Source organism: Streptomyces sp. NPDC030809, from assembly GCF_055572195.1.
Map to the genome: position 1 here is coordinate 92,730 of NZ_JBVIDV010000011.1, position 26,606 is coordinate 119,335.

Consider the following 26,606-nt stretch of genomic DNA (forward strand, 5'->3'; position numbering starts at 1 on the left):
TGTGCGGGCTGGCTACCGCTCCCCACGCGTTTTTTGTGTGTGGTTTCCCCTCCCCCCCCCCCCCCCCCCCCCCCGGCACCCCGGCTGGCGCCGGGCACCGGGCTCTGCCCGGACCCGCTCCTCAAGCGCCGGAGGGGCTGGGTTGTGCCGGGTCGTCGGGCTCTGCCCGGACCCGCGCCTCAATCGCCGGCGGGGCTGGTACTGCCGGGTCTGGTCGGCGCCTTGAGGGGGTTTGCGGGGCTGGATGCTGCCAGGCAGGGTCCCGGGGGCGGGGTCAGAGGTCGGTCGGGGTGGTGAGGCCCGTGAGGGTGGCCAGGGCGAAGGCGAAGAAGAACGTGCCCCAGATCAGTTCGTGCCGGACCCCCACCCCGCCCGCCAGGTCGTAGCAGCCGTCGAGCAGCCGACCGTCCGCGGTCAGATGGCGGCCCGCCAGCTCCGCGAGAAGGGCCTCGGCCCGGTCGCCGCGGCCGGACTTCAGCAGGGCCACGGCGGTTACGGCCGCCGCCGAGGTGTCCCGGGGACCCTCCGGGTGCGCGAGGTCCGCCGGCGGGACCCCCTCCGGCGGCTCCGGCAACCCGCCTGCCAGGGACAGGAGTTCGGCGGAGCCCGGCAGGCGGGCCGCATCCGCGGCCCCGAGGCGGAGCCAGGCGTGCCCGCGGGTCCACCCGGCACCCGGCTCGGCGAGTTCCGTCCAGCCGCCGCCCTCCTCGTACGACCGGGCGCCCGCGGCCCGGCACAGCCGCATATGGGTGCGCAAGTGGGCGGCCGCAGCCCGGGGGTCGGCCAGGGCCAGCAGCGGGACGGTCCCGGGAACGGCGTCCGCGCGGGCCACCAGCCGGGGCCCCCCGAAGGCCCCGCCCCACGGCACCAGCCCCAACCCCGGATCGAAAGCCTCCAGGCAGGCGTGCGCCGCCCGCTCGCGCAGTCGCCGGGCGGCCGGGTCCGGCGCGAGGGCCGTGCCGTACCAGAGGATCAGCCCGCGGGTGGCGGTGTCGGCGGTCACCCACCCGGCCAGCCGCGCAGTGGCCGCAGCCGCGGCCTCCCGGTCGGCTGCGGCGCCGGTGTGCCGGGCCCGCAGCCACAGCAGGCCCGCCCAGCAGCCACCCGCCCACGAACCGCGGGCCGTCGTCTTCCACACCCCGTCCGCGGGATCCGCGAACAACGGAAAACGGTCCCCGACCTGCTCCTCCGTAGCGGCCACCCGCGCCAGCACCGCATCGAGCGCAGACCGCGCCCAGTCGCGGCCCCTCACGCGGCCACCTCGATTCCGCTGTGGTTCGCCGCCCCGGCCGGGAGCGCGATCAGCGGGCGACGGTGGGTGATGTGGGTGGCGGCACGGGCCGCGGATGCCGGCGCCCCATCGAGCCCGTCCCGCGCCCGGCGGAGGCCGCTCACGCGGTCACCCCGGCGCCGGTGCGGGTGGTGGACCGGCGTTCCCGGGCCGACCACAGGGCCGCCACCGTCGCTGCGGCCGCGAACTCCGCCGCCACGAGGAGCCAGCCCGCCCCGTAGCGGCCGGTGTCCGCCAGGAGGCCGAACAGCGGGGGGCCCACCGCGAAGCCCGCGAAGAAGCCCGCCGAGACCAGGGCCGAATCCTGGCCCGCCCGGCCGGGCGCCGCCCGCTGGAGGACCAGCACCATGGAAACCGCGTTGCCGGCGACCGCGAACACGCCCATGCCGAGGGCCCCCGCCCAGGCCAGTGCGGGCACCCGGTCGGCCGCCAGGAGCAGCAGGGCGGCCCCGACCGCACCCGCCGCGAGCAGGGCGGGCAGCCGTACCGCCCGTTCCGGGCGGCCCGCGGCCCGGGACCAGCCCACCCGGCCCCCGATCCCGGCCACGCCGAGCACGGCCACCAGCGCCGCCGCGGCCGTCGGGCCGAACCCCAGCCGCTGGGTGCCGTACAGGGCCGCGTACGTGTTCACCGAGGCGATGCCGCAGCCCAGCAGCAGGGAGAAGCCGGTGAGCCAGGCGATCGCGGGCTGCGGCCGTACCGCACCCGCGCCGCCCGCTTTCCCCGGGGCCGGGTCCGCCGGCAGGACCAGTGCCGCGCAGGCCGCCGAGGCCAGCGCGGCGGCCGCCGCCACCCAGACCGCGGTCCGCCAGCCCGCCGGACCCGCCAGGGCCGCCAGCGGCAGCCCGGCGGCGAAGGCGCCCAGCTGGACGCCCGACTGCTTGAGCCCGGTCACCGACCCCCGGCGCTCGGGGGGAACCGAGGCCAGGACCGCCCGGTTGGTCGCCGGATTGGCCAGCGCCTGCGGCAGCCCGCCGAGGGCCACCGCAGCGAGCAGCAGGCCCGGTCCGGGCGCCGCCCCGATCAGGGCCAGCGCGGCCGCAGAGATCAGGAACAGTGCGATGAGGCAGCGGCGCGGCCCGACCCGGTCCACGACCCGGCCGCCCACCGGGGACAGCACGGCGGCCGCACCGAACCCGACCGTGGTCGTCACGCCCAGCAGCGCCGGAGAGAGGCCGAGTTCGCCGACCAGCCGGGGGCCCAGGGCGCCCAGCAGGAACAGCTGCATCATCGAGAAGGCCATGGCACAGGTCAGCAGGGCGGTCAGCGCGCGCGGTGCGGGAGCGCCGGGCTGGGCAGCCAGGGGGATCACGTCCTCTCGGGTTCCGGAGCCGGCGGAGGCGGGCCCGGGCAGACAGGTCGTACCGCAGGGGCAGCCGGTTCCCGGCCCGGGCGTGTGACCCCCATCACAACTGGCAAAGTCGTACTGTCGTACGGCGCTTTGTCCCGCAGTACACCGAACCGGCCCACCAGGGTGCAAAGATGGGCCGCCATGAGCGCAGGGTGGGAGTTACGCACAGCACGTGCCGCGGTGTTCACCGCGGTCTGCGTGCTGCTCACCACGCTCGGCCACGTGACCATGTCCGGCCTCCACGCGCCCTGGTGGCTGCCGGTCGCCGCGGCCGCGGCCCTCGGCGGCCCCGCCTGGCTCCTCGCGGGCCGGGAGCGGCGCCGCTCACACGTCCTCGGGTTCGCCCTGGCCGCCCAGGCCCTCCTGCACACCGCCCTCTCCCTCGTCCCGCGGCCGCCCGGCGGCACCGGGCCGCTGGGGGCGGTTGGCGCGCAGGGCATGGCGGGCATGCCCGGCACGTCCGGTCCGGGACCGGCGGGCATGGCCCCGGCGGCCGTGGAACACCTGGCCGTCCACCACGCGGCCGCGGGCCATGCGGCCGTGCACCACCTGGCCGCGAGCCACCTCGCCGTGCACCATGCGGCGGGCGCCCACCCGGCCGTCCCGTACCCGGCCACCCGGACCGTGCTCGCCGACGGCGGGGCCATGGACCACCTCACCGGCGGCGGCCCCGGCATGCTGGCCCTCCACCTGCTCGCCGCCCTGCTGTGCGCCTGGTGGCTGGCCTGCGGCGAAAGCGCCGCCTTCCGGATCCTGCGCGCCTTCGCCGCCCGGCTCGCGGCGCCCTTCCGGGTCCCGCTGCGCGCTCCCGCACCCCTGGGGCCGCACCGCCCCCGGGTCCGGCGCCGCCGCACCGGCCCGGCCCGCACGCCGCGCCGGCTCCTGCTCACCGGCCCCCTCACCTTCCGTGGTCCGCCCGTGGAGCCCGCTGTCGGCTGACAGCAGGCTCCCCGGTGCCCGTACGCGGTGCCGGGCAACCGGCCGCACCCGTAACCGCCCCGCTCCGGCGCGGTGGCGTACGCCCGGTGCCGCCGTACGACCTCACCGGACGTCCGCGCCGCCCTCAGGCGTGCCCCCGTCCGGATCCGGAACTCCGTGAAGGACCTCAGGCGATGACTCCTGCCCTGCTCACCTCCCGGCCGTCCGCGACCACCGGCCGCCACGGCAGCACGGCCGCCCAGGCGGCCCCCGTCACCCACCGCAGCACCGCCACTGCCGCCACCGCCACCGCCGCCACCGCCGTACGCCCGGCCCGCGCGACCCGGTCGGCAGCAGCCGCCATCGGCAGCCCAACCACCCCCGCACGCACGGAAGTTCTCGCCCCGGCGGTCGGCACGCGCTGCGACGAGGAGGCCACCCGCTGGGCCCTGGCCGCCCGCACCGGCGACCCCCGGGCCGTGGAGGAGTTCGTACGCGCCCTCCAGCGCGACGTGCGGCGCTACGTGGCCTACCTCAGCTCGGACCCCCAGGCCGCCGAGGACCTCACCCAGGAGACCTTCCTGCGGGCCCTGGGCAGCCTGCACCGCTTCGAGGGCCGCTCCTCCGCCCGGACCTGGCTGCTCTCCATCGCCCGCCGCACCGTGATCGACAGCATCCGCCACGTCGCCGCCCGGCCCCGGCTCTCGGACACCGACGACTGGCAGTCGGCCGCCGAACGGGCCCAGACCCGCGGCCTGCCCGGGTTCGAGGACGGCGTGGCCCTCGCCGAACTCCTCGCCCAGCTCCCCGACGAGCGCCGCGAGGCCTTCGTCCTCACGCAGGTGATGGGGCTGCCGTACGCGGAGGCGGCGCAGGTCAGCGGCTGTCCCGTCGGCACCGTCCGGTCCCGCGTGGCCCGCGCCCGCACCGCCCTGATCGCCCTGCTGCGCGACGCGGAGGAGGAGTGGGCGACGGCCTGCTGACCGGCCGGACACGACGGAGCCGGGGGCGGTCCCACCGCCCCCGGCCCTGGTCCCCGCCGCCGTCGGACACGATCGCGCTCGGCCGGGCCGCGCTCGGCCACGATCGCGCTCGGACACGATCGCGTTCGGTCGCGGCCGCGTTCAGCCGCTGTCGCGGAACGCGGCCAGGATCCGGTCCGCGGCCAGAGTGGCCGTCAGTTCCCCGTCCCTGACCTGCTGTTCGAGACCCGGCGCGACCGCGCGCACCGCCGGATCGGAGCGCAGCCGCTCCAGCAGCTCCTCGCGGACCATCGACCAGGTCCACTCGATCTGCTGCTCGCGCCGCTTGGCGGCGAGCCGCCCCGTCGAGTCCAGCACCGCGCGGTGCTGCTCCAGCCGCTCCCAGACCACGTCCAGGCCGGTGGACTCGCGGGCGCTGCACGTCAGCACCGGCGGGGTCCACGAGGAGTCCGCCGGGTGCATCAGCCGCAGCGCTCCCGACAGTTCCCGCGCGGCCGTACGGGCCTCCCGCTCGTGCGGACCGTCCGCCTTGTTCACGGCGAGCACGTCCGCCAGCTCCAGCACGCCCTTCTTGATGCCCTGGAGCTGGTCGCCGGTACGCGCCAGCGACAGCAGCAGGAAGGAGTCGACCATGCCCGCAACGGTGGTCTCGGACTGGCCGACCCCGACCGTCTCGACGAGGACGACGTCGTACCCGGCGGCCTCCATGACCACCATCGACTCGCGCGTGGCCTTGGCCACCCCGCCGAGCGTGCCCGCGGACGGCGAGGGCCGCACGAACGCCGCCGGGTCCACCGACAGGCGCTCCATCCGGGTCTTGTCACCCAGGATGGAGCCGCCCGTACGGGTGGACGACGGGTCCACGGCCAGCACCGCCACGCGGTGTCCGAGCCCGGTCAGCAGCGTGCCGAACGCGTCGATGAACGTGGACTTGCCCACGCCCGGCACCCCGCTTATGCCGATCCGGCGCGCCTTGCCCGAGTGCGGCAGCAGTTCCGTCAGCAACTGCTGGGCCAGCACCCGGTGATCGGGGCGGGTGGACTCGACGAGGGTGATGGCGCGCGCGATGTGCGCCCGCTTCCCGTCGAGCACCCCCTTCACATAGGTGTCGAGATCGAACCTCGGTGGCATCGGCGCCCCGCCCCGCCTACAGCTCGTGGCCCAGTTCCGCGGACAGCCGCGTCACCAGGTCGTAGGCCGCGTCCGGGATCACCGTGCCGGGCGGGAACACCGCCGTCGCGCCCATCTCCAGCAGCGTCGGCACGTCCTGCGGCGGGATCACCCCGCCCACGACGATCATGATGTCCTCGCGGCCCTCCTCCGCCAGCTGCTCGCGCAGCGCCGGGACGAGGGTCAGGTGGCCGGCCGCCAGCGACGACACGCCCACCACGTGGACGTCCGCCTCGACGGCCTGGCGGGCCACCTCCGCCGGGGTCTGGAACAGCGGGCCGACGTCCACGTCGAAGCCCAGGTCGGCGAAGGCCGTCGAGATCACCTTCTGGCCGCGGTCGTGGCCGTCCTGGCCCATCTTCGCCACCAGGATGCGCGGCCGCCGGCCCTCCGCCTCCTCGAACCGGTCGACCAGCGCGCGGGTGCGCTCCACGGACGGGGACTCTCCTGCCTCGTTGCGGTACACACCGGAGATCGTACGGATCTGGCTCGCGTGCCGGCCGTACACCTTCTCCAGGGCGTCCGAGATCTCGCCCACGGTCGCCATCGCACGGGCCGCGTCCACCGCGAGCGCCAGCAGGTTGCCCTCCAGGCCCGGACCCGGGCCCTGCTCGGCGGCGTGCGTCAGCTTCCGCAGCGCGTCCTGGCAGCGTGCCTCGTCGCGCTCCTCGCGCAGCCGCTTCAGCTTCGCGATCTGCTGGGCGCGCACCGAGGAGTTGTCGACCTTCAGGACCTCGATCTGCTCGTCGCTGTCCACCCGGTACTTGTTGACACCGATCACCGGCTGACGGCCGGAGTCGATCCGCGCCTGGGTACGGGCCGCGGCCTCCTCCACGCGCAGCTTCGGGATGCCCGCGTCGATGGCCTGCGCCATGCCGCCGGCCGCCTCGACCTCCTCGATGTGCTGCCAGGCCTTGCGCGCCAGGTCGTACGTCAGCTTCTCGACGTACGCGCTGCCGCCCCACGGGTCGATGACCCGGCAGGTGCCCGACTCCTGCTGGATCAGCAGCTGGGTGTTGCGGGCGATGCGCGCCGAGAAGTCCGTCGGCAGGGCCAGCGCCTCGTCGAGGGCGTTGGTGTGCAGCGACTGGGTGTGGCCCTGGGTGGCGGCCATCGCCTCGACACAGGTGCGCGTCACGTTGTTGAACACGTCCTGCGCGGTGAGCGACCAGCCCGAGGTCTGCGAATGGGTGCGCAGCGAAAGGGACTTGGCGTTCTTCGGGTCGAACTGCTTGACCAGCTTCGCCCACAGCAGGCGCGCCGCGCGGAGCTTGGCGACCTCCATGAAGAAGTTCATGCCGATGGCCCAGAAGAACGACAGCCGCGGCGCGAACGCGTCCACGTCCAGGCCCGCTCCACGGCCCGCCCGGAGGTACTCCACACCGTCCGCGAGGGTGTACGCGAGCTCCAGGTCGGCCGTGGCCCCCGCCTCCTGGATGTGGTACCCGGAGATGGAGATGGAGTTGTAGCGCGGCATCTTCTGCGAGGTGTACGCGAAGATGTCGGAGATGATCCGCATCGAGGGCTTCGGCGGATAGATGTAGGTGTTGCGGACCATGAACTCCTTGAGGATGTCGTTCTGGATGGTCCCCGCCAACTGCTCGGGAGCGACACCCTGTTCCTCGGCCGCCACGATGTACAGCGCCAGCACGGGGAGCACCGCGCCGTTCATCGTCATCGACACCGTCATCTTGTCCAGCGGGATGCCGTCGAACAGCTGACGCATGTCGTAGATCGAGTCGATGGCCACGCCCGCCATGCCGACGTCACCGGTCACCCGCGGGTGGTCGCTGTCGTAGCCGCGGTGCGTGGGCAGGTCGAAGGCGACCGACAGGCCCTTCTGGCCCGCCGCGAGGTTGCGGCGGTAGAAGGCGTTGGACTCCTCGGCCGTGGAGAAGCCCGCGTACTGGCGGATGGTCCAGGGCTGGTTGACGTACATGGTCGGGTACGGGCCGCGCAGGTACGGGGCCGCACCCGGGTACGTCGCCAGGAAGTCGAGGCCTTCGAGGTCCCGCCCGGTGTACAGCGGCTTCACGCCGATGCCCTCGGGGGTCTCCCACAGCAGGTCCTCGGCGGCCGTCCCGGTGGACTCCTTCACCGCGGCGCGCCACAGCTCCTCGGAGCCCGCGGCGGCCGGGGAGCCCAGGTCGATACCGGAGAAGTCGGGGATCCGCATCACGCCACTCCCATGCTGTCGAGTACGGAGGTCAGCACGGCCACGGCGTCACAGCCGGCGAAGACGTAGGCGTCGACCGCGTCGGCGGCCGTGCCCGGCTTCCCGGCGAGGAAGACCGTCGAGGCGCCCGCCGCGCGCAGCGCGGCCGCGACCCCCTCGGCCTGCTCCTCGTACAGCGCGTCACTGGAGACCAGGCAGGCCAGGGCCGCACCGCTGGCGGCGAAGGCCTCCGCCGCGGAACCGGCGTCCACCGACACCGGCTCGTGCACGGGCTCGATGCCTCCGGCCTGGAAGAGGTTCGAGGCGAACGTGGCCCGCGCGGTGTGCGCGGCCGGGGACCCGAGGGCCGCCAGGAAGATCCGCGGCCGGGCGCCGGTCGCGGCCAGGTGGGCGTCGGAGCGGGCGCGCAGCGCCTCGAACGCCTCGTCGCGCCGCACCCGCGGCAGTCCGCCGGCGGGAGCGGCGGGCGCGGGCTCGCGCTCCACCGGCTTCTCCGCGAGGTTCGGGAACTCGCTGACGCCCGTGATGGGTTCGCGCCGCTTGGCGAGCTTCTTCGAGCGCTCCGCCCAGGTCTCGGCCAGCCGCTCGCGCACCAGGCCGGTGTCCAGGGCGGCGGCGATGCCGCCGGCCTGCTCGATGCTCTGGAAGAAGGCCCAGGCGGCGTGCGCCAGTTCGTCGGTCAGCCGCTCCACGTACCAGGAGCCGCCCGCCGGGTCGATGACCCGGCCCAGGTGCGATTCCTCCAGCAGGATGGTGGACGTGTTGCGGGCGATCCGGCGGGAGAACGGGTCGGACAGCCCGATCTCGTGGTCGAAGGGGAGCACGGTGACCGAGTCGGCGCCGCCGACCCCGGCCGCCAGGGTGGCCACGGTGGTCCGCAGCATGTTCACCCACGGGTCGCGCCGGGTCATCATCACCGGCGAGGTCACGGCGTGCTGGCGCTGCGCGCCGGCCTCCGGTGCCCCGCAGGCCTCTGCCACGCGCGACCACAGCCGGCGGGCCGCGCGCAGCTTGGCGATCGTGAGGAACTGGTCCGCGGTGGCCGCGTACCGGAACTCCAGCTGCCCGCAGGCCTCTTCCAGGCCCAGTCCGGCCCCGGTGAGCGCACGCAGGTACGCCACTCCGGTGGCCAGGGACAGGCCGAGCTCCTGCGCGGCGCTGCCGCCCGCCTCGTGGTACGGGAGCGCGTCGACCGCCAGGGCCCGGATGCCCGGCCAGTCACCGGCGCACTCCCGCGCCAGTTCCACCGCGTCCGCGAGGTCCGCGGTCTCACCCGTACGGGCCTGGTGGCCCAGCGGGTCGGCGCCGAGGACGGCGCGTGCCGCCGCGGGAGCCACGCCGCGCGCGCCGTAGAGCCGCAGCAGCTCCCGCGCCGCGGCCGGGGTGTCGGAGCCGGCGTCGAGGACGACCGGGGCGAGGTCGAGGTAGACCCCGTCCAGGGCCCGTTCGAGGCCCTCGACCGGGATGCCGCCCGGACCCGCGGTCAGCCACAGCGAGGTGACCCCGTTCTCCAGGTCGGCCAGCGCGGCTTCGTTGAGCCGGGCGGGGTCGGTGCCCGTGAGCCGCTGGCGCACGTCCCAGCCGGCGGCGGCACCTCCCTCCGCGCGGCCACCCCGAACGAACGGGGCGAAACCGGGATATCCGGCATCGGGCGCAGAGTTGCGCGCGGTGTACAGGGGGCGGGTGCTGAGCCCGTCCTCGAGCGATGTGGACAAAGCCTCCTCGGCGGCCTCGCCGGAAGCTTCCTTACCCGACTTTCGCAGGACGCCTTCAACCAGGCGTTGCCACTGCTCATGCGTCGCATCAGGGAACTCGGCGGCCAGCGAAAGCCCGTCGTCAGGCAGGACCGTCATGGCTCAGACTGTAGGGCAGCGTCCTCGAGCCTCAGCAGATCCGGCCGGTGTGACCTTGACCTCTCTGTCCGTAAGCGGGGGAACCCGCTGCGCATCCGGCCCGGCGGGAGGTGCCGAGGGCCGCCGCCCACCACGTGACTCGCCGGTAACAACGGGGCGAGTCGGACAGCCGAGGCGCGTCCGGCGGGCACGGCGCGGGGCGGCAACGTGGGCGATGTCACCCGGAAGCCGGGACCCGCGCGGGCCCTCCCGCGCAGCGCCCGTGAGCGGCCCCGCTCCTTTCCTCCCGTGTGCCGGATTTCGACTCCGGCATGGCCGCCGCATTGCGGGGCCGTGAATTCGCCCCGGGGTGCAGGGCGGCCCGGCGGCCGGGCGCGGCCGGCCGCCCAGGCGACCCGCCGCGCTGCAAAGCGCAGGTCAGAGCGGAGGACGCAGGGCGGAGCCGGGCGGCGCAGACCCCGCGGGCGGAGCCGCCGGAGCGGTTCCGGCGGCCGGGCGCGGCCGGCTCCGCTGTTGACCGGAAACCGTCCCGCTGACACGCTCCGAGCCATGTCCGCGACGAAGTTCCCCGTCCCGCGGCTCCGCACCCCCGGCCGGCTCCGCCCGCCGGCCGCGTGTCCGGGCCGCTGTCCGGCCCTGCTCTGTACCTGAGCGCCCGGGCCGCCGGCTCCCGAGCCCTCCGCCCCCGCCCTCCTTCCCGCCCGTACCGCACCGGCCGGCACCTCCCGCCGCGCTGACCGGCCCGGTGGGACTCGCCGTACCGGCCCGCAGGGCCCCGTACCGGTTTGCCCCGTTCGATACGCGAACGCGGCGGTGCGTGAGATCCGGCGGGACGGCGAGCGCGGCAGCTGCCGCCCCCCGCCCGGGGCGGCCCGCCTGCCACCTCTTCCCCGTCCTCTGCGCGCCCCGCCGCACCCCGGGCGGTACCTCGTCGGGTGCATCTGCGCCCCTCGCCCCCGCGCCCTACGCCATGCACGCCGCCGCACCCGACGCGGCGGACCTCACCCCGCCCACCTCGGCGCACCGCATCCACCCCGCGCCCTCCCACCTCATCTCACCTCATCCCACGTCATCCCACCGAAGGGCTTCGCTTCGCCATGACCACGTTCACCCAGTCCACGACCCTCACCGTCACGCAGATCGGCGGCCGGATCGGCGCGCTGATCGAAGGCGTCGAACTCGGCCCCGACCTGGCCCCCGAGACCGTCGCCGCGATCCGCGCCGCCCTGCTGCGCCACAAGGTGGTCTTCTTCCGCGGCCAGCACCACCTGGACGAGGCCGCGCACGAGGGCTTCGCCCGGCTCCTGGGCGAGCCCGTGGCCCACCCGACCGTGCCCTCCGTGGACGGGCGCTACGCACTGGGGATCGACTCCGCGCACGGCGGCCGGGCCAACCAGTGGCACACCGACGTCACCTTCGTCCCCGCCTACCCGGCCTTCTCCATCCTGCGCGCCGTGACCGTCCCGCCCTACGGCGGGGACACCCTGTGGGCCAACACCGCCACCGCCTACCGGCACCTCCCCGAGCCCCTGCAGGCCCTGGCCGTCAGCCTGCGGGCCGTGCACTCCAACGCGTACGACTACGCGGCCCTGCGGCCCGACGCGCTCCCCGAGGCGCTGGCCCAGTTCCGCGAGGTGTTCGCCGCCACCGCCTTCGAAACCGAGCACCCCGTGGTCCGCGTACACCCCGAGACCGGGGAACGCGCGCTGCTGCTCGGCAACTTCGTGCAGCGCCTCGCCGGTCTCACCGGAGCCGACTCCCGGGTGCTCCTGGAGCTGTTCCAGTCCCACATCGAGCGGCCCGAGAACACCGTGCGCTGGCAGTGGCAGACCGGTGACGTGGCCATCTGGGACAACCGGGCCACCCAGCACTACGGCGTGGACGACTCCGACGACCACGAGCGCACCCTGCGCCGGGTCACGGTCGACGGGGACGTGCCGGTCGGCCCGGACGGCCGGACCTCCGTCCTCCTGAAGCCCGAGACCGTCCCGGCGCCCGCGTTCGGCATCCCGTCGGGGGCCTCGACCGCCGCCGACCCCGCTGCCGACCGCGTCCCCGCCGGCCCCTCCGCGCCGGCCGACGGGCCCGCCGAGACCGCCTAGCCCGGCCCGGCCGGGAACCGGCCCCGGCCTCCCTCTTCCTCCCCCTCCCTTCCCGTCCGCGTGACCGCCACCGTCCCCGCCCTCCGTGCCGTCCGCGCAGAGCGCCACCGCCCAAGGAGTCCGATGTCCCGCCTCTTCGCCGTCTCCGGCAGCCCGTCCGCGGTCTCCCGTACCGCGCTCCTCGTGGACCACGTGCTCGACCGGCTGTCCGGTGCCGGCTTCGCCACCGGTCACCTCGCGGTCCGGGAGCTCCCGGCCGCCGACCTGCTCGCCGCCCGCACCGGACAGCCCGAACTGCGCCACGCCCTGGGGGCGGTCGCCGAGGCCCAGGGGATCGTGATCGCCACCCCCGTCTACAAGGCCTCGTACACGGGACTGCTCAAGGCCTTCCTGGACCTGCTCCCGCAGTCCGGGCTGGCCGGCAAGACCGTGCTCCCGCTGGTCACCGGCGGCAGCCTCGCGCACGTGCTGTCCATCGACTACGCCCTCCGGCCCGTGCTCTCCGCCCTCGGGGCCCGCCACGTGGTCGCAGGCCGCTTCGTCCTCGACTCGGCGATCGCCCGGGGCCCGGCCGGGGCGGTCCTCGAACCCGCCGCCGACCGCGAACTCGACGAGGCGATAGCGGAGTTCGCCGCCGCCCTGCACGCGGGGGCACCCGCAGAAACCCCCGCCCGGCAGGCACTGAGCATCGTCTCCGGCTGACAGCCGCCCGTCCGTCCGGCCCCTTCCCCGCCCTCCCACCGGCGCCACCCCGCCCGATCCGACAAGGAACCGCCATGCGCACGACCGTTTCCGCTCCCTCGCCGGCCTCCCGGCGCGCCTTCCTCGCCCTGGCCGGCCTCGCGGCGGCCGCGGTGAGCTGCGGCCGGGCCACCGCCACGGGCGGTGCCGGCGGCGGGCAGCAGACGAAGAAGCTCCGCTACCAGGGCTGGGCGGGGCAGGTCATCCTGCCCGAACTCGCGGCAGACCTCGGGTACTTGGGGGACGTGAAGCTGGAGTGGGTCGGCAACACGATCAGCGGCCCGCAGGACATCCAGTCCGCTGCCACCGGCCAGATCGACTTCGGCGGCGCCTTCAACGGGGCCGTGGTCAAACTCGCTGCGAGCAAGGCCCCGATCAAGGCCGTCATCAGCTACTACGGCGTCGACAAGGACACGTACAGCGGCTACTACGTGCGCGCCGACAGCCCCGTGCGCTCGGCCGGGGACCTCGTCGGCAAGAAGGTCGGCATGAACACCCTCGGCGCCCACTCCGAGGCCATGCTCGACATCTACCTCCAGCGCGCCGGCCTGCCGGCGGACCGCGCCGACAAGGTCGAGCCGCTGGTGGTGCCCCCGGTGAACATCGAACAGTCCCTGCGGCAGCGGCAGATCGAGGTCGGCGTGCTCGGCGGGGTGCTCCGCGACAAGGCCCTGGCGGGCGGCGGGATCCGGCCGCTGTTCAGCGACTACCAGCTGCTCGGAGCCTTCAGCGCCGGGACGTACGTGATGACCGACCGGTTCCTGAAGCAGAACCCGGACACCGCCCGGACCTTCGTCACCGCGGTGGCCAGGGCCATCGAATGGTCGCGCACCACCCCGCGCGAGCAGGTGATCGCCCGGATGACGGAGATCATCCGCAAGCGCGGCCGGAACGAGGACGCCTCCGTCCTGAAGTACTGGCACTCCTACGGGGTCGCCGAGAAGGCGGGCCGGATCGGCGACCGGGAGTTCCAGCTGTGGATCGACTGGCTCGCCGGCCGCGGTGACATCCCGGCGGGCCGGGTGAAGGCCTCGGACCTCTACACCAACGAGTTCAACCGCTACGGCGAGAAGACCGGGGGCTGACCGGAATGTCGAAGATCGTGTTCGAGCAGGTGCGCAAGACCTTCCCGGTCAAGGGTGCGGGCGGACGGCAGGGCGCCGCCTTCACCGCCCTGGACGGGATCGACCTGGAGATCGAAGCGGGGGAGTTCCTGGTGGTCGTCGGCCCCAGCGGCTGCGGCAAGTCCACCCTGCTGGACCTCCTGGGCGGCCTCACCCCGGCCACCTCCGGGCGGATCCTGCTGGACGGCCGGCCCGTCACCGGCCCGGGCCTGGACCGGGGCATCGTCTTCCAGCAGTACGCGCTCCTGCCCTGGCGGACCGCCCTCGGCAACGTGGCGTTCGGGCTGGAGGCCACGGGCGTACCTCGCCGCCAACGCGCCGCCCGGGCAAGGGAGTTCCTTGAGCTGGTCGGCCTGGCCGGGTTCGAGGACCGGCATCCGCACGAGCTGTCCGGCGGGATGCGCCAGCGGGTCGCCATCGCCCGCTCCCTGGCCTACGACCCCGACGTCCTGCTCATGGACGAGCCCTTCGCCGCGCTCGACGCCCAGACCCGCGAATCACTCCAGGACGAACTGCGGCGGATCTGGGAGCGGACCGGAAAGACCGTCGTGTTCATCACGCACGGCATCGAAGAGGCCGTCTACCTGGGGCAGCGGGTGGCCGTGATGACCTCGCGGCCGGGCCGGATCAAGGAGGTGGTCCCGGTGTCCTTCGGTTCCCGGAGCGGCTCCGCCGACACCGAGGACCTGCGTTCCAGCCCCGAATTCGCCCGCCACCGACGCGAGATATGGGGACTGCTGCACGAAGAGGTGGCCCGGGCCCAGCAGTTGGAGAAGGAGGAGGCAACGGTATGAGCAGCACCGAGACCGCACCGGCCGAGGCGCCGGCTGCGGCACCCGCCACGGCACCGGCCACGGCGGCGGCCACCCTGCCCCCGGCGGCCGAGCCCGCCCCGGAGGCGGCGCGCACCCCGGCCCCCGCCCCGGAAGCGGTGCGCACCGAGGCCCCCGCCCCGGCCCCCGCCCCCGTCCCCCGACCCGCCCCCCGGTCCGCCGCCCGGCCGCGCCGGCTCGTGCGCGCCCTCGGGACCGGGCTGCTCCGCTCGGCCGCCGTGCTCGCGCTGCTGCTGCTCTGGGAGGCCGCCCCGCGGCTCGGGCTGGTCGACGCCACCTTCCTGCCGCCGTTCAGTGAAGTGGCTCGGGCCTGGTGGGAGTTGCTGGGCGACGGAAGCCTGCTGGAGCACACCCGGGCCAGTCTGGTCCGCTCCTTCGGGGGCTTCGGCATCGCCGTGGCCGTCGCGGTCCCGCTCGGCCTCCTGATCGGCTGGTACCGGCCGGTGGCGGACCTGCTCGGGCCGCTGCTGGAGGTGTTCCGCAACACCGCGGCCCTCGCCCTGCTGCCCGTCTTCACCCTGCTCCTGGGCATCGGGGAGACCTCGAAGGTCTCCCTGATCGTGTACGCCTGCGTGTGGCCGGTCCTCCTCAACACCATCAGCGCGGTGCGCAACGCCGACCCGACCCTGCTGAAGCTGGCCCGGTCCATGGACCTGTCCACACCCCGGCTCTTCCAGAAGGTGATCCTCCCGGCCTCCGTTCCGGCGGTGTTCACCGGAATCCGGCTGGCCGGGGCGGTCTCCATCCTGGTGCTCGTGGCCGCCGAGATGATCGGCGCCAAGGCCGGACTGGGCTACCTGATCAACGCCTCGCAGTTCAACTTCGCGATCCCGCAGATGTACGCGGGCATCATCACGATCTCCGCGATCGGAGTGGCCTTCAACCAGGTCCTGGTCGGCGTGGAGCGCAGGCTCAGCAGCTGGCGCGTACCGCCCTCCGCCTGAACCGCCCGCCACGACCCGCCCGCCACGACCCGCCCGCCACGACCCGTACGCCGCACCCCGCGGCCGGATCCTCCGCCCCGCCGCATCCCGCGCGGCCCCAGCCCGTACCCCCTCTCCTCCTCCAAGGACCCGCCATGTCCTCGTACGCCTCCTCCGCCCACGCGACGGCCGCCCGCGACGGCCGCCCGCGCCGCCAACTCCACCTGAACGCCTTCCTGATGAACGCCGGGCACCACGACGCCGCCTGGCGCCACCCGGACAGCCGGCCCGAACGGGTCACCGACCTGGGCTACTTCCAGGAGCTGGCCCGCACCGCCGAGCGCGGCAAACTCGACTCGATCTTCTTCGCCGACGGGCTCGCCCTGTGGGGCCAGGCCCGCTACAACGCCCTCGGCGGCTTCGAACCGCTGACCCTGCTGTCCGCCCTGGCCGCCGTCACCGAGCACGTGGGCCTGATCGCCACCGTCTCCACCACCTTCAACGAACCCTTCCACCTGGCCCGCAAGTTCGCCTCGCTCGACCACCTCAGCGGCGGCCGGGCCGGCTGGAACATCGTCACCTCCGGCACCGTGGACGAGGCCCGCAACTTCGGCCGCGAGGACCACCTCGAACACCGCCTCCGCTACGAGCGCGCCGACGAGTTCCTGGACGTCGCCACCAAGCTCTGGGACAGCTGGGAGGACGACGCGATCGTCCTCGACAAGGAGCGGGGCGTCTACGCCGACCCGGCGAAGCTGCACCCGGCCGCCCACCGCGGCACCCACTTCGGCGTACAGGGCGTGCTCAACGTCCCCCGCTCCCCGCAGGGCCGCCCGCTGCTCGTCCAGGCCGGATCCTCCGAGGACGGCAAGGAGTTCGCAGCCAAGCACGCCGAGGCCGTCTTCACCGCCCAGCAGACCCTCGCCGACGCCCAGACCTTCGCCAAGGACCTCAGGTCCCGCCTGGCCCGCCACGGGCGCACCGAGGAGGACCTGCTGATCCTGCCCGGCATCTGCCCCGTCATCGGCTCCACCGAGGCCGAAGCCAAGGCCCTGGAAGCACAGCTGACGGAGCTCCAGATCCCCGAGTACGGCCTGGCCCAGCTGTCCGGGATGCTCGGCACCGACCTGACCGGCCTGCCGCTCGACGGCCCGCTGCCCGACCTGCCCGAGGAGCGGGACATCAACGGCAACAAGAGCCGCTTCACCCTAGTGGCGGAGCTCGCCCGCCGGGACGGGCTCACCCTCCGCGAGCTGATCGCACGGCTCGGCGGCGGCCGCGGGCACCGGGTGGTGGCCGGCACCCCCGAGCAGATCGCCGACCAGCTCCAGGAGTGGTTCACCCAGGGGGCGGCCGACGGCTTCAACATCATGCCGCCGGTCCTGCCCACCGGGCTGACCCACTTCGTGGACCAGGTCGTGCCCGAGCTCCAGCGCCGCGGCCTGTTCCGCACCGAGTACTCCGGCCGCACGCTGCGCGAGCACTACGGCCTGCCCCGCCCGGCCAACCGGTACGCGCGGAGCACGTCCTGACGGGAGGCGGGACGGGAGGACCGGGGGGCCGGTCCGGGCGTGCGCGGCGTCCCGGACCGGCCCCCTTCCGGGCGCGCCGCTGGTGCGCCGCCGCGACAAGGCGGCCCGCCGGTGCGAGGGTGCCCCCAGGCGACGGGCGAGCCCTGGCCGGCGCGGACCCGGGCCCGGCACGGCCCGGGAGGCACCGGCCGGGCGCGGAGAAGGACGGGGTCTGCGGGATGGAGCTCACCAGTACGGCGTTCTTCGCCCTGCTCATCGCCCTCACGGTGCTCGCCGTGGCCGCCGTCCTCGTGCTCTGGGGCCGCATCCCCGGCCCGGCCTGGGTCCGCTGGCCGGTGCGCCTCCTGATGATCCTGCTGTGCCAGCTGACGGCCATCGCCACCGTCGCCACCTGGATGAACAACAGCTACGGGCTCTACGCCTCCTGGAGCGACCTCCTCGGCACCGAGGGGGACGGCTCGGCGGGGGCGATGACCGGCCCGCCGGTGGGCCGCGCGAAGTTCGCCGACAACGGCGGCGGGGTGCTCACCACCGCCTTCCGCGGCACCCACTCCAAGCTCGCCGGCCAGGTGCTGGTGTGGACACCGCCCGAGTACCGGGCCGCCGGCGCCGCCAAGACCCGGTTCCCGGTCCTGATGCTGCTCCACGGGGTGCCCGGCGCCCCGCAGGGCTGGCTCGACGCCGGGGGCATGCCCGAGGCCTTCGCCCGGTACGTGGCACAGGGCCTGTCGCATCCGTTCATCCTGGTCATGCCGGTCATCGACCCCGGCGGTGTGGACACCGACTGCAGCGACACCCCGCAGCGCAAGGTGGCCACCTGGCTGGCCCGGGACGTGCCCGACCTCGTCGCCCACCACTTCCGCACCCGGCCCGGGGCCCGGGCATGGGGGCTGATGGGCTTCTCCACCGGCGGGTTCTGCGCGGCGAAGCTGCCCCTCCAGTACCCGAAGGTCTTCGGGGCGGGCGTCGCCCTCGACCCCGACCCGCTGAACGGGGACCCGGACGTGCTCGCCGACCCGCGGCTGCGGGAGCGCAACAGCCCGCTGTGGCTGGTGCGGCACGCCCGCCCGGCGCCCGACGCGGCCCTGTTCCTCGCCACCTCCCGGCAGGACCGGCTCAGCCCGCCCCGCTACCTGGAGGAATTCGCGCGGGCCGCGGCCGGCACCCGGGTGCAGGTCAGGACGCTGGTGCTGCCGACCGGCGGACACAACTTCGACACCTGGCAGCGCATGTACCCCGCGGTCTTCCCCTGGCTGAGCGAACGGCTCGCAGGCCCGCAGGGGTGACGGCGTACGGCTCGTACGGCCGTTCGCGTCCGACCGTACGGTTCCGCTGCCGGAGCCGGGAACACCCGTGCCCACAGGGGAGTTGTGCCCAGACGATCGACGCACGGAATCCCGCCAGCTCCCCGAAAGGCACCCCATGCGCTACGCAGTACTCGGTACCGGAACGGTCGGCCGCACCCTCGCCGCACGCCTCGCCGGCCTCGGCCACGAGGTGGTCATCGGCACCCGGGACCCCGAGGCCACCCTCGCCCGCACCGGTCCGGAGGACGGCGAGTCCTTCGCCGCCTGGCTGGCCGGCCACCCCGGCGTCCGGCTGGTCCCCTTCGCCGAGGCCGGCGACCTGGGCGAGGTGCTGGTCAACGCCACCGGCGGCGGGGTCAGCATCTCCGCGCTGGAGGCGGCGGGCGGGGCGGGCCTCGGCGACAAGGTGCTCCTGGACGTGGCGAACCCGCTGGACTTCTCCCACGGCTTCCCGCCGGTCCTGGACCCGGTCAACTCCGACAGCCTGGCCGAGCAGATCCAGCGGGCGTTCCCGCAGCTGCGCGTGGTCAAGACCCTCAACACCATGAACTGCCTGGTCATGGTGGATCCGGCCCGGGTGCCGGGAGAGCACCACGTGTTCCTGTCCGGTGAGGACGCGGACGCCAAGAAGACCGCGCGGGAGCTGCTGCACTCCTTCGGCTGGCCGGAGTCCGCGGTGCTCGACCTGGGCGGGATCGAGACCGCCCGGGGCACCGAGATGATGCTCCCCGTCTGGCTGCGCCTGATGGGCGCCCTGGGGCACGCGGACTTCAACTTCCACATCCAGGGAGCCGCCCGCCCGGGCGCCTGACCGGGCGCCTGACCGGCCCCGGATCCGGCACGGGCCCGGCACGGGCCCGTCCGTGGCCCCGCGCGCCCGCCCGGGCGGCGGGTTTCGGCCGACCGGTCGGCCACGCCCGCGCCGCCCTGGTGATCACTCCCGCGCCCGCACCAGACTGGCGCCATGGAACTCATGGTGCCAGTGGAAAACGGTGAGTTGTGGGCGGAGTCCGTCGGTGCGGAGGAGGACGGGCGGCCGCCGGTCGTCCTCCTCCACCCCGGCATCGCGGATTCCCGGGTCTGGGACCGGATCCTCCCGGCGCTCGCCGCCCGCCACCGGGTGATCCGCTACGACGTCCGCGGCTACGGCAGGTCCCCCGCACCGGCCGGGCCCTACTCCCTCGCCGCCGACCTGACCGCGGTCCTCGACCACTTCGGGGTGGCGCGGGCCGTCCTGGCGGGCGGCAGCATGGGCGGGGCCACCTCGATCAGCTTCGCGCTCGAAGCCCCCTCCCGGGTCGCGGCCCTGGCCCTGCTGGCCCCCGGGGTCACCGGGTACGACGGATTCACCTCGCCCGCCTTCCTCGCCGAGCTGGAGACCCTGGCCAAGGCGGGGGACACCGAGGGGATCGTGGGCCTCGGGCTGCGGACGTGGGGCGCCGCGGGCAGCGGCACGGACGAGGAGGCCGCGGCGGCCATCCGCGGATCGGTCCCGGCCTGGTTCTCCAACCGGTTCCACCAGGTCCCGGACCCGCCCGCCTTCGACCGCCTGGGGGAGCTCGCCGTACCTGCCCTGCTGGTCCTCGGCGAGCAGGACCAGCCCGAGGTGGTGCGCGGCAACGAGGAGATGGCCGCCCGGATCCCCGGCTGCCGGCTGGTCCGCCTGCCCGGATCCGACCACCTGCCGATGCTGCGGTGTCCGGACCGGGTCGCCGGGCTGCTGCTGGAGGTGGCCGCCGGAGCCTGAGCCCGGCAGACCGTACTTCCGTACAGATCAGGACATCGGGTGGACGGCGGGGTCGCGCACGGCGCGGCCCCGCCGTCCGGCGTCTTCGGAAGCCGGCCCGGAAACCCTCGCACCCCCGGCCGGCCCCCGGCGCCCCCGATGCCGGTCAACCGCGCAGGTCAGGAGCCAAGTTGAGGTTCACGTCGGGCGGGGACCCCGAGGGAAACAGGCACGTAACAGGGGCCGGACAAGGGTTTTCCCTGTATCGGGTTCATGCGGGGTTTGCCTACTGTCTGCCCACCGGCGATCTTTTCCGGCCGAACGGCCCACCCGCCAACCCCACATGGCAGGAAGCCGCCCAAACCGGCTGATCCCGGTACTGCCGTTGCCCCCGCCTCGCAGAAGCGGCCGGGGCAGCGCGGCGCGCAGCGGTGTCCGTGCCGGCTGGAGCGAGCCTGCTCCGGGCACCGCAGCGCGCCGTACACCTCCCACACCGCACCAACCGGCCGCTCCGGGCCCGTTCGGCAACGGCCGCGAAAGGGAACAACGTGCACGCATCACGACGTAGGCTGATATCCGTGGTGGCGATATCCGTCACCCTGCTCGGCGGTACCGCCACGGGCGCCCTGGCGCTTTCCGTTCCCGCCGCTGCCCCCGGTGCCGCCCCCGCCGCGGTGACCCCGCTGCCGGTCGCACCCGTCGAGAACCTGATCGTCGGCTACAAGTCCGGCGCCTCCGAGGCCCGTTCCAACACGGCCGCCGCCGACGACGCCAAGGCCAAGGGCGCCAAGGCCGGCGAGAAGGTGGCCTTCGAGCGCCGCCTGGGCACCGGTGCCGCCCTCGTCGACCTGGGCGGCAAGCTGACCCCGGCCGAGGCGAACGACGTCATGAGCGCCTTCCGCGCCGACCCGGACGTGGCGTACGTCGAGCCCGACTCCCGCGCCTACGCCATGGCCACCCCGAACGACACCGAGTACGCCAAGCAGTGGGACCTCTTCGAGCCCACCGCGGGCATGAACGTGCCGGCCGCCTGGGACAAGACCACCGGCTCCGGCGTGACCGTGGCCGTGATCGACACCGGCTACGTCGCCCACTCGGACGTCGCCCCCAACGTGGTCGCGGGCTACGACTTCATCACCAGCTCCACCGCCGCCCGCGACGGCAACGGCCGCGACAGCAACCCCGCCGACCAGGGCGACTGGAGCGCCGCCGGCGAGTGCGGCACCGGCTCCAAGGCCAGCGACTCCTCCTGGCACGGCACCCACGTGGCGGGCACCATCGCCGCGGCCACCAACAACGCCAAGGGCGTCGCCGGCATCGCGTACAACGCCAAGATCCAGCCGGTCCGCGTGCTCGGCAAGTGCGGCGGTGCCACCTCGGACATCGTCGACGCCATCACCTGGGCCTCCGGCGGCTCCGTCCCCGGCGTCCCGGCCAACGCCACCCCCGCCAAGGTCATCAACATGAGCCTCGGCGGCTCGGGCACCTGCGGCACCAGCTACCAGAACGCGATCAACGCGGCCGTGGCCCGCGGCACCACCGTGGTCGTCGCGGCGGGCAACAGCAACGCCGACGCCAGCGGCTTCTCGCCCGCCAGCTGCAACAACGTGATCAACGTGGCCGCCAGCAACCGCACCGGCGACCGCTCGTTCTACTCGAACTACGGCACCATCATCGACGTGGCCGCCCCGGGCGGTGAGACCCGCCGCGCCACCGACACGCCCGGCACCGTCACCACCCCGGAGAACGGCATCCTCTCCACGCTGAACAACGGCACCACCACGCCGTCGGCGGAGATCTACAAGCCGTACCAGGGCACCAGCATGGCCGCCCCGCACGTCGCCGGCCTCGCCGCGCTGCTCGTCGCCGCCAAGCCCTCGCTGACCCCGGCCCAGGTCGAGTCGACGATCAAGAGCACCACCCGTCCGCTGGCCGGCACCTGCACCGGCGGCTGCGGCACCGGTCTCGCCGACGCCGCCGCCGCCGTGGCCGCGGTGACCTCCACGCCGACCACCCCCACCTTCGAGAACACCGCCGACGTGGCGATCCCGGACAACGGCGGCGCCGTCTCCTCCTCGATCGCCGTCTCCGGCCTGACCGGCAACGCCCCGGCCACCCTCAAGGTGAACGTCGACATCAAGCACACCTACCGCGGTGACCTGGTCATCGACCTGGTCGCCCCGAACGGCATCGTCAAGCGCCTCAAGAGCTCGTCGAGCGACAGCGCCGCCAACGTGATCACCACCTACACCGTGGACGGCTCGGCCCTGCCCGCCAACGGCACCTGGCAGCTCCGCGTCCAGGACGTGGCCGCCGCCGACACCGGCTACATCGACTCCTGGAGCCTCGGCTTCTGAGCCGCTCCGGCCACCGGGCCGGGCCACCGGCCCGGCCTTGCGGCCGCCCCGGATCCACCCGGAACGACCCGGACCCGACCAATCCGGTTCTGATCCGGCCCTGATCCGGAATTAGTACGGACCAACAGACCCGCGGACCTGCCGGTACCCCACAAACCGGCAGGTCCTGCGGGGTTTCCGGCTGCCCGGACTGATTGCTGCGTCACAATCCGGACCCGCCGCGCGGCCGACCTCGTATCCTCAGCGCTCACAGGACAGGCCCAGGACAGCGAGAGGCGGGTGGCTGTGCGTGGCGGCGACGGGGAACGCTGACACGAGCGTCGGACGCGGTGAGCTCATCGAGACCGTCGGCCGTGCGCTGACCACGCACGGACGAGCGATCCTCACCGGCCCGGCCGGAGTGGGCAAGAGCACCGTGGTCGAAGCCCTCGCCGGGGCCGCCGCCGCCCGCGGCGAATCCGTCCTGCGGCTGGCCCCCGAGGCCGCCGACCGCTGGATACCCGAGGCCTCCGCCGCCGCCCTGCTGGCCTCCGTGCCCACCGCCGCCCTCGACCGGCTCGCCGGCCCCCAGCGCACCGCCATCGCCTGGCTGCGCCGCGAAACCGACGCCCCCCGGGCCGGCCGCGACCACGTCGCCCTGCGCCTCGCCGTCGTGGCCGTCCTGCGCACCCTCGCCGCCACCGACCCCGTGCTCCTCGTCGTCGACAACGCCCAGTGGCTCGACATCGAAACCACCGACCTGCTGCGCTTCGCCCTGCGGCTCACCCCGCCCCGGGTCCGGGTCCTCGTCGCCGAATGCGTCCAGGGCGGCGCCTCCCTCGCCGAATCCCTCTGCGGACCCGGCACCCCCGGCCTGCGGGTCCCCCCGCTCGGCGCCGACGACCTCGCCGAACTCCTCGTACGGCACGGCCTGCCCGCCCGCCTCGCCGGCCGCATCCACCAGGCCAGCGGCGGCAACCCCCGGCTCGCCCTCGCCCTCGGCCGCTCCCTCGCCGAAGCCCGCGAAGGCGTCCACCACGCCGACCCCCTGCCCATCTCCGGCCAGGCCCGCGAGGTCGCCCGCCGGCTCCTCGCCGAGGCCCCCGCCCGCACCCACCCCACCCTGCTGCTCGCCGCCCTCGCCGCCCGCCCCACCACCACCCTGCTGCGCCGCGCCGGCCGCCCCGACGCCGAGGCCGAACTCACGGAGGCCGAACGGGCCGGGCTGGTCACCGTCGGCGAGGACGGGGCCGTCGCCTTCACCGCCGGCGCCCTGCCCTCCGCCCTCGCCGCCGACGCCGGCTGGCCCGACCGGGCCGCCGGGCACGCCGCCCTCGCCGCCGCCGTCGACGACCCCGTCGAAGCGGTACGCCACCGCGCCCTCGCCGCCGACACCGCCGACGAGGCCCTCGCCGAGGAGGTCGCCCAGGCCGCGGCCGCCTGCCGGCGCCGCGGCAACCGGGCCCTGGCCGCCGAACTCGGCATGCTCGCCGCCGAACGCACCCCCGTGGACCGGCCCGCCGCCGCCCTCGCCCGGCTCGTCGGCGCCGCCGAGGACGCCGGCTGCGCGGGCCGGGCCGACCTCGCCCGCCGCGCCGCCCGCGCGGTCCTCGCCCGCGACTCCTCGCCCACCGACCGGGTCCGCGCCCGCCTCGCCGTCATCGACGCCGCCGGACAGGCCCTCGCCGACCTCGACGAGACCTTCGCCCACGCCATGGCCGACGCCGCCGACGACCCGGCCCTGCTCGCCGCCGTCCAGCTCCGCCTGGCCTGGAAGCTCAACCTCAGCGACGGGGACCCCGTACGCTCCTGCGCCGTCGCCGCCCACGCCGGAGAGCTCGCCGCCGCCGGCGGGGACCCCGGCGCCGAGGCCATGGCCCTGACCGTACGCGCCCGCATGGGCCGCATCCTCGGAGACCCGGCGGCCGAGGACATCCTCGCCGAGGCCCTCGCACTGCCCGCCCCCGAAGTACCGCTCGTCATGCGCAACGCGCCGCAGTTCCTCGCCGTACGGCACGCCCTCTTCGACGACCGGCTCGCCGACGCCCGCGCCCAGCTGCTCGTCCTGCTCCCCGCCGTCGAACGCTCCGGATCCGCCGAGGACGTGTTCGAGGTGCTGCGCAGCTTCACCGAGGTGGAGCTGCGGCGCGGCCGGTGCGCCGCCGGAGCCGGGCACGCCCGGCGCGCCCTGGAACTGACCATCGCGGCCGGCCTGTCCCCGGGACCCGCCTGGTACATCGCCGCCATGGCCGAGGCCACCGGCGGCAGCTTCACCCGCGCCGCCGCCTACGCCCGCCGCGGGATCCAGGCCTCCGAGGAGGAACGCGACCTGGTCTTCCTCTCGCGCAGCCTGTACGCCCTGGGCCTGGTCGAACTGGCCATGGGCGAGACCGCCAAGGCCGTCGCCACCCTGCGCCGGGTCGCCGAACTGGAGGCCGCCCAGCAGGTCGTGGACCCCTCGGTCCTGCGCTGGCACGGCGAACTCGCCGAGGCCCTCGTCGCCGCCGACGAACCCGACGAGGCCGCCGCCCTGCTCGACTCGGTGGGCGCCGTCGCCGCCGACCTCGGCCGCACCGGGGTGCTCGCCGCCCTGGACCGGGCCCGCGGGCTGTGGCTGTCCGCCTGCGGGGAACCGGCGGCCGCCGTCGCCCTCCTGGAGTGCACCGCGGACCGGTTCGAGAGCCTGGACCTGCCCCTGGAGCGCGGCCGCACGCTGCTGGCCCTCGCCCGCGTCGAACGCCGCCGGCGCCGCCGGGCCCCGGCCCGCGCCGCGCTGCTCACCGCGGCCGAGGTGTTCACCCGCGCGGGCGCCAAGCCCTGGGCCGACCTCGCCCGGGAGGCCCCGGCCGGGCCCGACCACCCGGGCGCGGCGGCCCTCACCGACGCCGAGACCCGGCTCGCCCTGCTGGTCAGCCAGGGGGCCAGCAACCAGGAGGCCGCCGACAAGCTCTTCGTCAGCGTCAAGACGGTCGAGGCCCGGCTGACCCGCATCTACCAGAAGCTCGACGTCCGCTCCCGCGCCCAGCTGGCCTCGGCACTGAGGCGCTGAGGGGGGAGGGGCGGCGGGCTTGGTCGTACGCCGCCGAGCGGGGCAGACCGCACGGCCGGGGGATGCGCGGGTCGTACGGCCGGGGGTGCTGAGTCGTACGCCCGGGGGACGTACGGGGGGCGGAAACCTGCGGCCCGTGGTCGGATGGTGATCATGGGTCACGACCACGGCGCTCCCGCCGCCGCCGGCGGCACGCTCACCGGCGCCCACCGCAAGCGGCTGGTGTGGACGATCGGCATCAGCACGGCCATCACCCTCCTCCAGGTGATCGGCTCCGTGATCTCCGGCAGCCTCGCGCTGCTCGCCGACGCCGCCCACAGCCTCACCGACGCCGTCGGGGTCTCCCTCGCCCTCGGCGCCGTCACCCTCGCCCAGCGCGCCCCCACCCCCCGCCGGACCTTCGGGTTCTACCGGGTCGAGATCTTCTCCGCCGTACTGAACGCCCTCCTGCTGCTCGGCATCTTCGTCTGGGTGCTCTGGTCGGCGATCCGCCGGTTCAGCGAACCCGTAGAGGTCAAGGGCGGGCTGATGTTCGCCATCGCCGTCCTCGGCCTCGCCGCCAACCTCGTCGGCCTCTGGCTCCTGCGCGAGGCCAAGGACCAGAGCCTCAACCTGCGCGGCGCCTACCTGGAGGTGCTCGGCGACGCGCTCGGTTCCGTCGCCGTCATCGTCGGCGGCCTCGTCATCCTGCTCACCGGCTGGCAGGCGGCCGACCCCATCGCCTCGATCGTCATCGGCGTACTGATCGTGCCCCGCGCGTACGGACTGCTGCGCGAGGCCACCCACGTCCTGCTGGAGGCCACCCCGCAGGACACGGACATCGCCGAGGTCCGCCGCCACCTGCTGGAGGAGCCGGGGGTGGTCGCCGTCCACGACCTGCACGCCTGGACCGTCACCTCCGGCATGCCGGTGCTGACCGCGCACGTGGTCGTCGCCGGCGCCACCCTGCGCAGCGAGGACCACGGACACCTCCTGGCCCGCCTCCAGTCCTGCCTGGGCGACCACTTCGACATCGCCCACTCCACCCTCCAACTGGAGCCGGAGGGGCACACGGAGGCGGCACACGCGCTGCACGACTGAGTGCACGGGGCGGGCATGGGTGTGCAACGGTGTGCAACGGTGCACGGGCTGGGAACGCCGTTCGCGCGAGCATTCTGCGAGCATTCTGCGGGCGTTCCGAGGGTGGCCGAG

20 protein-coding genes are annotated in these 26,606 nt (G+C 74.8%); 14 read left to right on the forward strand and 6 right to left on the reverse strand.

Annotated features, from left to right (window positions below; all coding sequences use genetic code 11):
• Window positions 1-274: 274 nt before the first annotated feature.
• Genes ACZ407_RS16755 through ACZ407_RS16765 form a run of 3 tightly spaced genes read right to left on the reverse strand, consistent with a single transcriptional unit; the run spans window position 275 to window position 2,534 of the window.
• Window positions 275-1,252: a sugar ABC transporter permease gene (locus ACZ407_RS16755; protein WP_468128825.1), complete on the reverse strand. Its 978-nt coding sequence runs from the start codon at window positions 1,250-1,252 to the stop codon at window positions 275-277.
• A complete protein-coding gene (locus ACZ407_RS16760; protein ID WP_468128826.1) occupies window positions 1,249-1,395 on the reverse strand; it encodes a hypothetical protein in 147 nt (48 codons plus the stop codon). Before ACZ407_RS16760 ends, ACZ407_RS16755 begins: the two co-directional genes overlap by 4 nt.
• Window positions 1,392-2,534, reverse strand: coding sequence for an MFS transporter (locus ACZ407_RS16765; RefSeq protein WP_468128938.1), 1,143 nt, complete (start codon window positions 2,532-2,534; stop codon window positions 1,392-1,394). The genes ACZ407_RS16760 and ACZ407_RS16765 overlap by 4 nt, the downstream gene beginning before the upstream one ends.
• A gap of 249 nt (window positions 2,535-2,783) precedes the next feature.
• Here ACZ407_RS16765 and ACZ407_RS16770 point away from each other — a divergent pair, with 249 nt between their 5' ends.
• Together ACZ407_RS16770 and ACZ407_RS16775 are read left to right on the forward strand one after the other, a co-directional pair.
• Window positions 2,784-3,581, forward strand: a complete 798-nt coding sequence (locus ACZ407_RS16770; protein WP_468128827.1) for a hypothetical protein — start codon at window positions 2,784-2,786, stop codon at window positions 3,579-3,581.
• A gap of 341 nt (window positions 3,582-3,922) precedes the next feature.
• The gene (locus ACZ407_RS16775) at window positions 3,923-4,543 is read left to right on the forward strand and encodes a sigma-70 family RNA polymerase sigma factor (protein ID WP_468128939.1); all 621 of its coding nucleotides are present in this window, start codon (window positions 3,923-3,925) and stop codon (window positions 4,541-4,543) included.
• A gap of 141 nt (window positions 4,544-4,684) precedes the next feature.
• Here ACZ407_RS16775 and meaB read toward each other — a convergent pair whose 3' ends face one another.
• The 3 genes from meaB to mutA are packed head-to-tail and all read right to left on the reverse strand — an operon-like array spanning window position 4,685 to window position 9,742.
• Window positions 4,685-5,674: a methylmalonyl Co-A mutase-associated GTPase MeaB gene (gene meaB / locus ACZ407_RS16780; RefSeq protein ID WP_468128828.1), complete on the reverse strand. Its 990-nt coding sequence runs from the start codon at window positions 5,672-5,674 to the stop codon at window positions 4,685-4,687.
• Window positions 5,675-5,690: 16 nt separating this feature from the next.
• Window positions 5,691-7,889 carry a methylmalonyl-CoA mutase gene (gene scpA / locus ACZ407_RS16785; protein ID WP_468128829.1) on the reverse strand — a complete coding sequence of 733 codons (2,199 nt, stop codon included), beginning with the start codon at window positions 7,887-7,889 and terminating at the stop codon, window positions 5,691-5,693.
• Complete coding sequence (gene mutA / locus ACZ407_RS16790) at window positions 7,889-9,742, reverse strand: methylmalonyl-CoA mutase small subunit (RefSeq protein ID WP_468128830.1); 1,854 nt, start codon at window positions 9,740-9,742, stop codon at window positions 7,889-7,891. Before mutA ends, scpA begins: the two co-directional genes overlap by 1 nt.
• 1,097 nt (window positions 9,743-10,839) lie before the next feature.
• Here mutA and ACZ407_RS16795 point away from each other — a divergent pair.
• The 12 genes from ACZ407_RS16795 (at window position 10,840) to ACZ407_RS16850 (ending at window position 26,495) form a co-directional block, all read left to right on the forward strand.
• Window positions 10,840-11,844, forward strand: coding sequence for a TauD/TfdA dioxygenase family protein (locus ACZ407_RS16795; RefSeq protein WP_468128831.1), 1,005 nt, complete (start codon window positions 10,840-10,842; stop codon window positions 11,842-11,844).
• A 123-nt stretch (window positions 11,845-11,967) separates the two neighbouring features.
• A complete protein-coding gene (gene ssuE, locus ACZ407_RS16800; RefSeq protein ID WP_468128832.1) occupies window positions 11,968-12,546 on the forward strand; it encodes an NADPH-dependent FMN reductase in 579 nt (192 codons plus the stop codon).
• A 74-nt stretch (window positions 12,547-12,620) separates the two neighbouring features.
• Entirely contained in the window at window positions 12,621-13,670 is a 1,050-nt protein-coding gene (locus tag ACZ407_RS16805) for an ABC transporter substrate-binding protein (protein ID WP_468128833.1), read from the forward strand.
• A 5-nt stretch (window positions 13,671-13,675) separates the two neighbouring features.
• Window positions 13,676-14,503, forward strand: coding sequence for an ABC transporter ATP-binding protein (locus ACZ407_RS16810; RefSeq protein WP_468128834.1), 828 nt, complete (start codon window positions 13,676-13,678; stop codon window positions 14,501-14,503).
• A complete protein-coding gene (locus ACZ407_RS16815) occupies window positions 14,500-15,486 on the forward strand; it encodes an ABC transporter permease (protein WP_468128835.1) in 987 nt (328 codons plus the stop codon). Before ACZ407_RS16810 ends, ACZ407_RS16815 begins: the two co-directional genes overlap by 4 nt.
• A gap of 134 nt (window positions 15,487-15,620) precedes the next feature.
• On the forward strand, window positions 15,621-16,997 hold the full coding sequence (locus tag ACZ407_RS16820; RefSeq protein ID WP_468128836.1) for an LLM class flavin-dependent oxidoreductase: 1,377 nt from the start codon (window positions 15,621-15,623) through the stop codon (window positions 16,995-16,997).
• A gap of 218 nt (window positions 16,998-17,215) precedes the next feature.
• Complete coding sequence (locus ACZ407_RS16825) at window positions 17,216-18,283, forward strand: alpha/beta hydrolase (RefSeq protein ID WP_468128837.1); 1,068 nt, start codon at window positions 17,216-17,218, stop codon at window positions 18,281-18,283.
• Between the two features lie 136 nt (window positions 18,284-18,419).
• A complete protein-coding gene (locus ACZ407_RS16830; RefSeq protein ID WP_468128838.1) occupies window positions 18,420-19,115 on the forward strand; it encodes an NADPH-dependent F420 reductase in 696 nt (231 codons plus the stop codon).
• A gap of 153 nt (window positions 19,116-19,268) precedes the next feature.
• Complete coding sequence (locus tag ACZ407_RS16835; protein WP_468128839.1) at window positions 19,269-20,051, forward strand: alpha/beta fold hydrolase; 783 nt, start codon at window positions 19,269-19,271, stop codon at window positions 20,049-20,051.
• A gap of 560 nt (window positions 20,052-20,611) precedes the next feature.
• Entirely contained in the window at window positions 20,612-22,387 is a 1,776-nt protein-coding gene (locus ACZ407_RS16840; protein ID WP_468128940.1) for a S8 family serine peptidase, read from the forward strand.
• Between the two features lie 289 nt (window positions 22,388-22,676).
• On the forward strand, window positions 22,677-25,415 hold the full coding sequence (locus tag ACZ407_RS16845; RefSeq protein WP_468128840.1) for a helix-turn-helix transcriptional regulator: 2,739 nt from the start codon (window positions 22,677-22,679) through the stop codon (window positions 25,413-25,415).
• 144 nt (window positions 25,416-25,559) lie between these two features.
• Window positions 25,560-26,495, forward strand: coding sequence for a cation diffusion facilitator family transporter (locus ACZ407_RS16850; protein ID WP_468128841.1), 936 nt, complete (start codon window positions 25,560-25,562; stop codon window positions 26,493-26,495).
• Window positions 26,496-26,606: the final 111 nt, after the last annotated feature.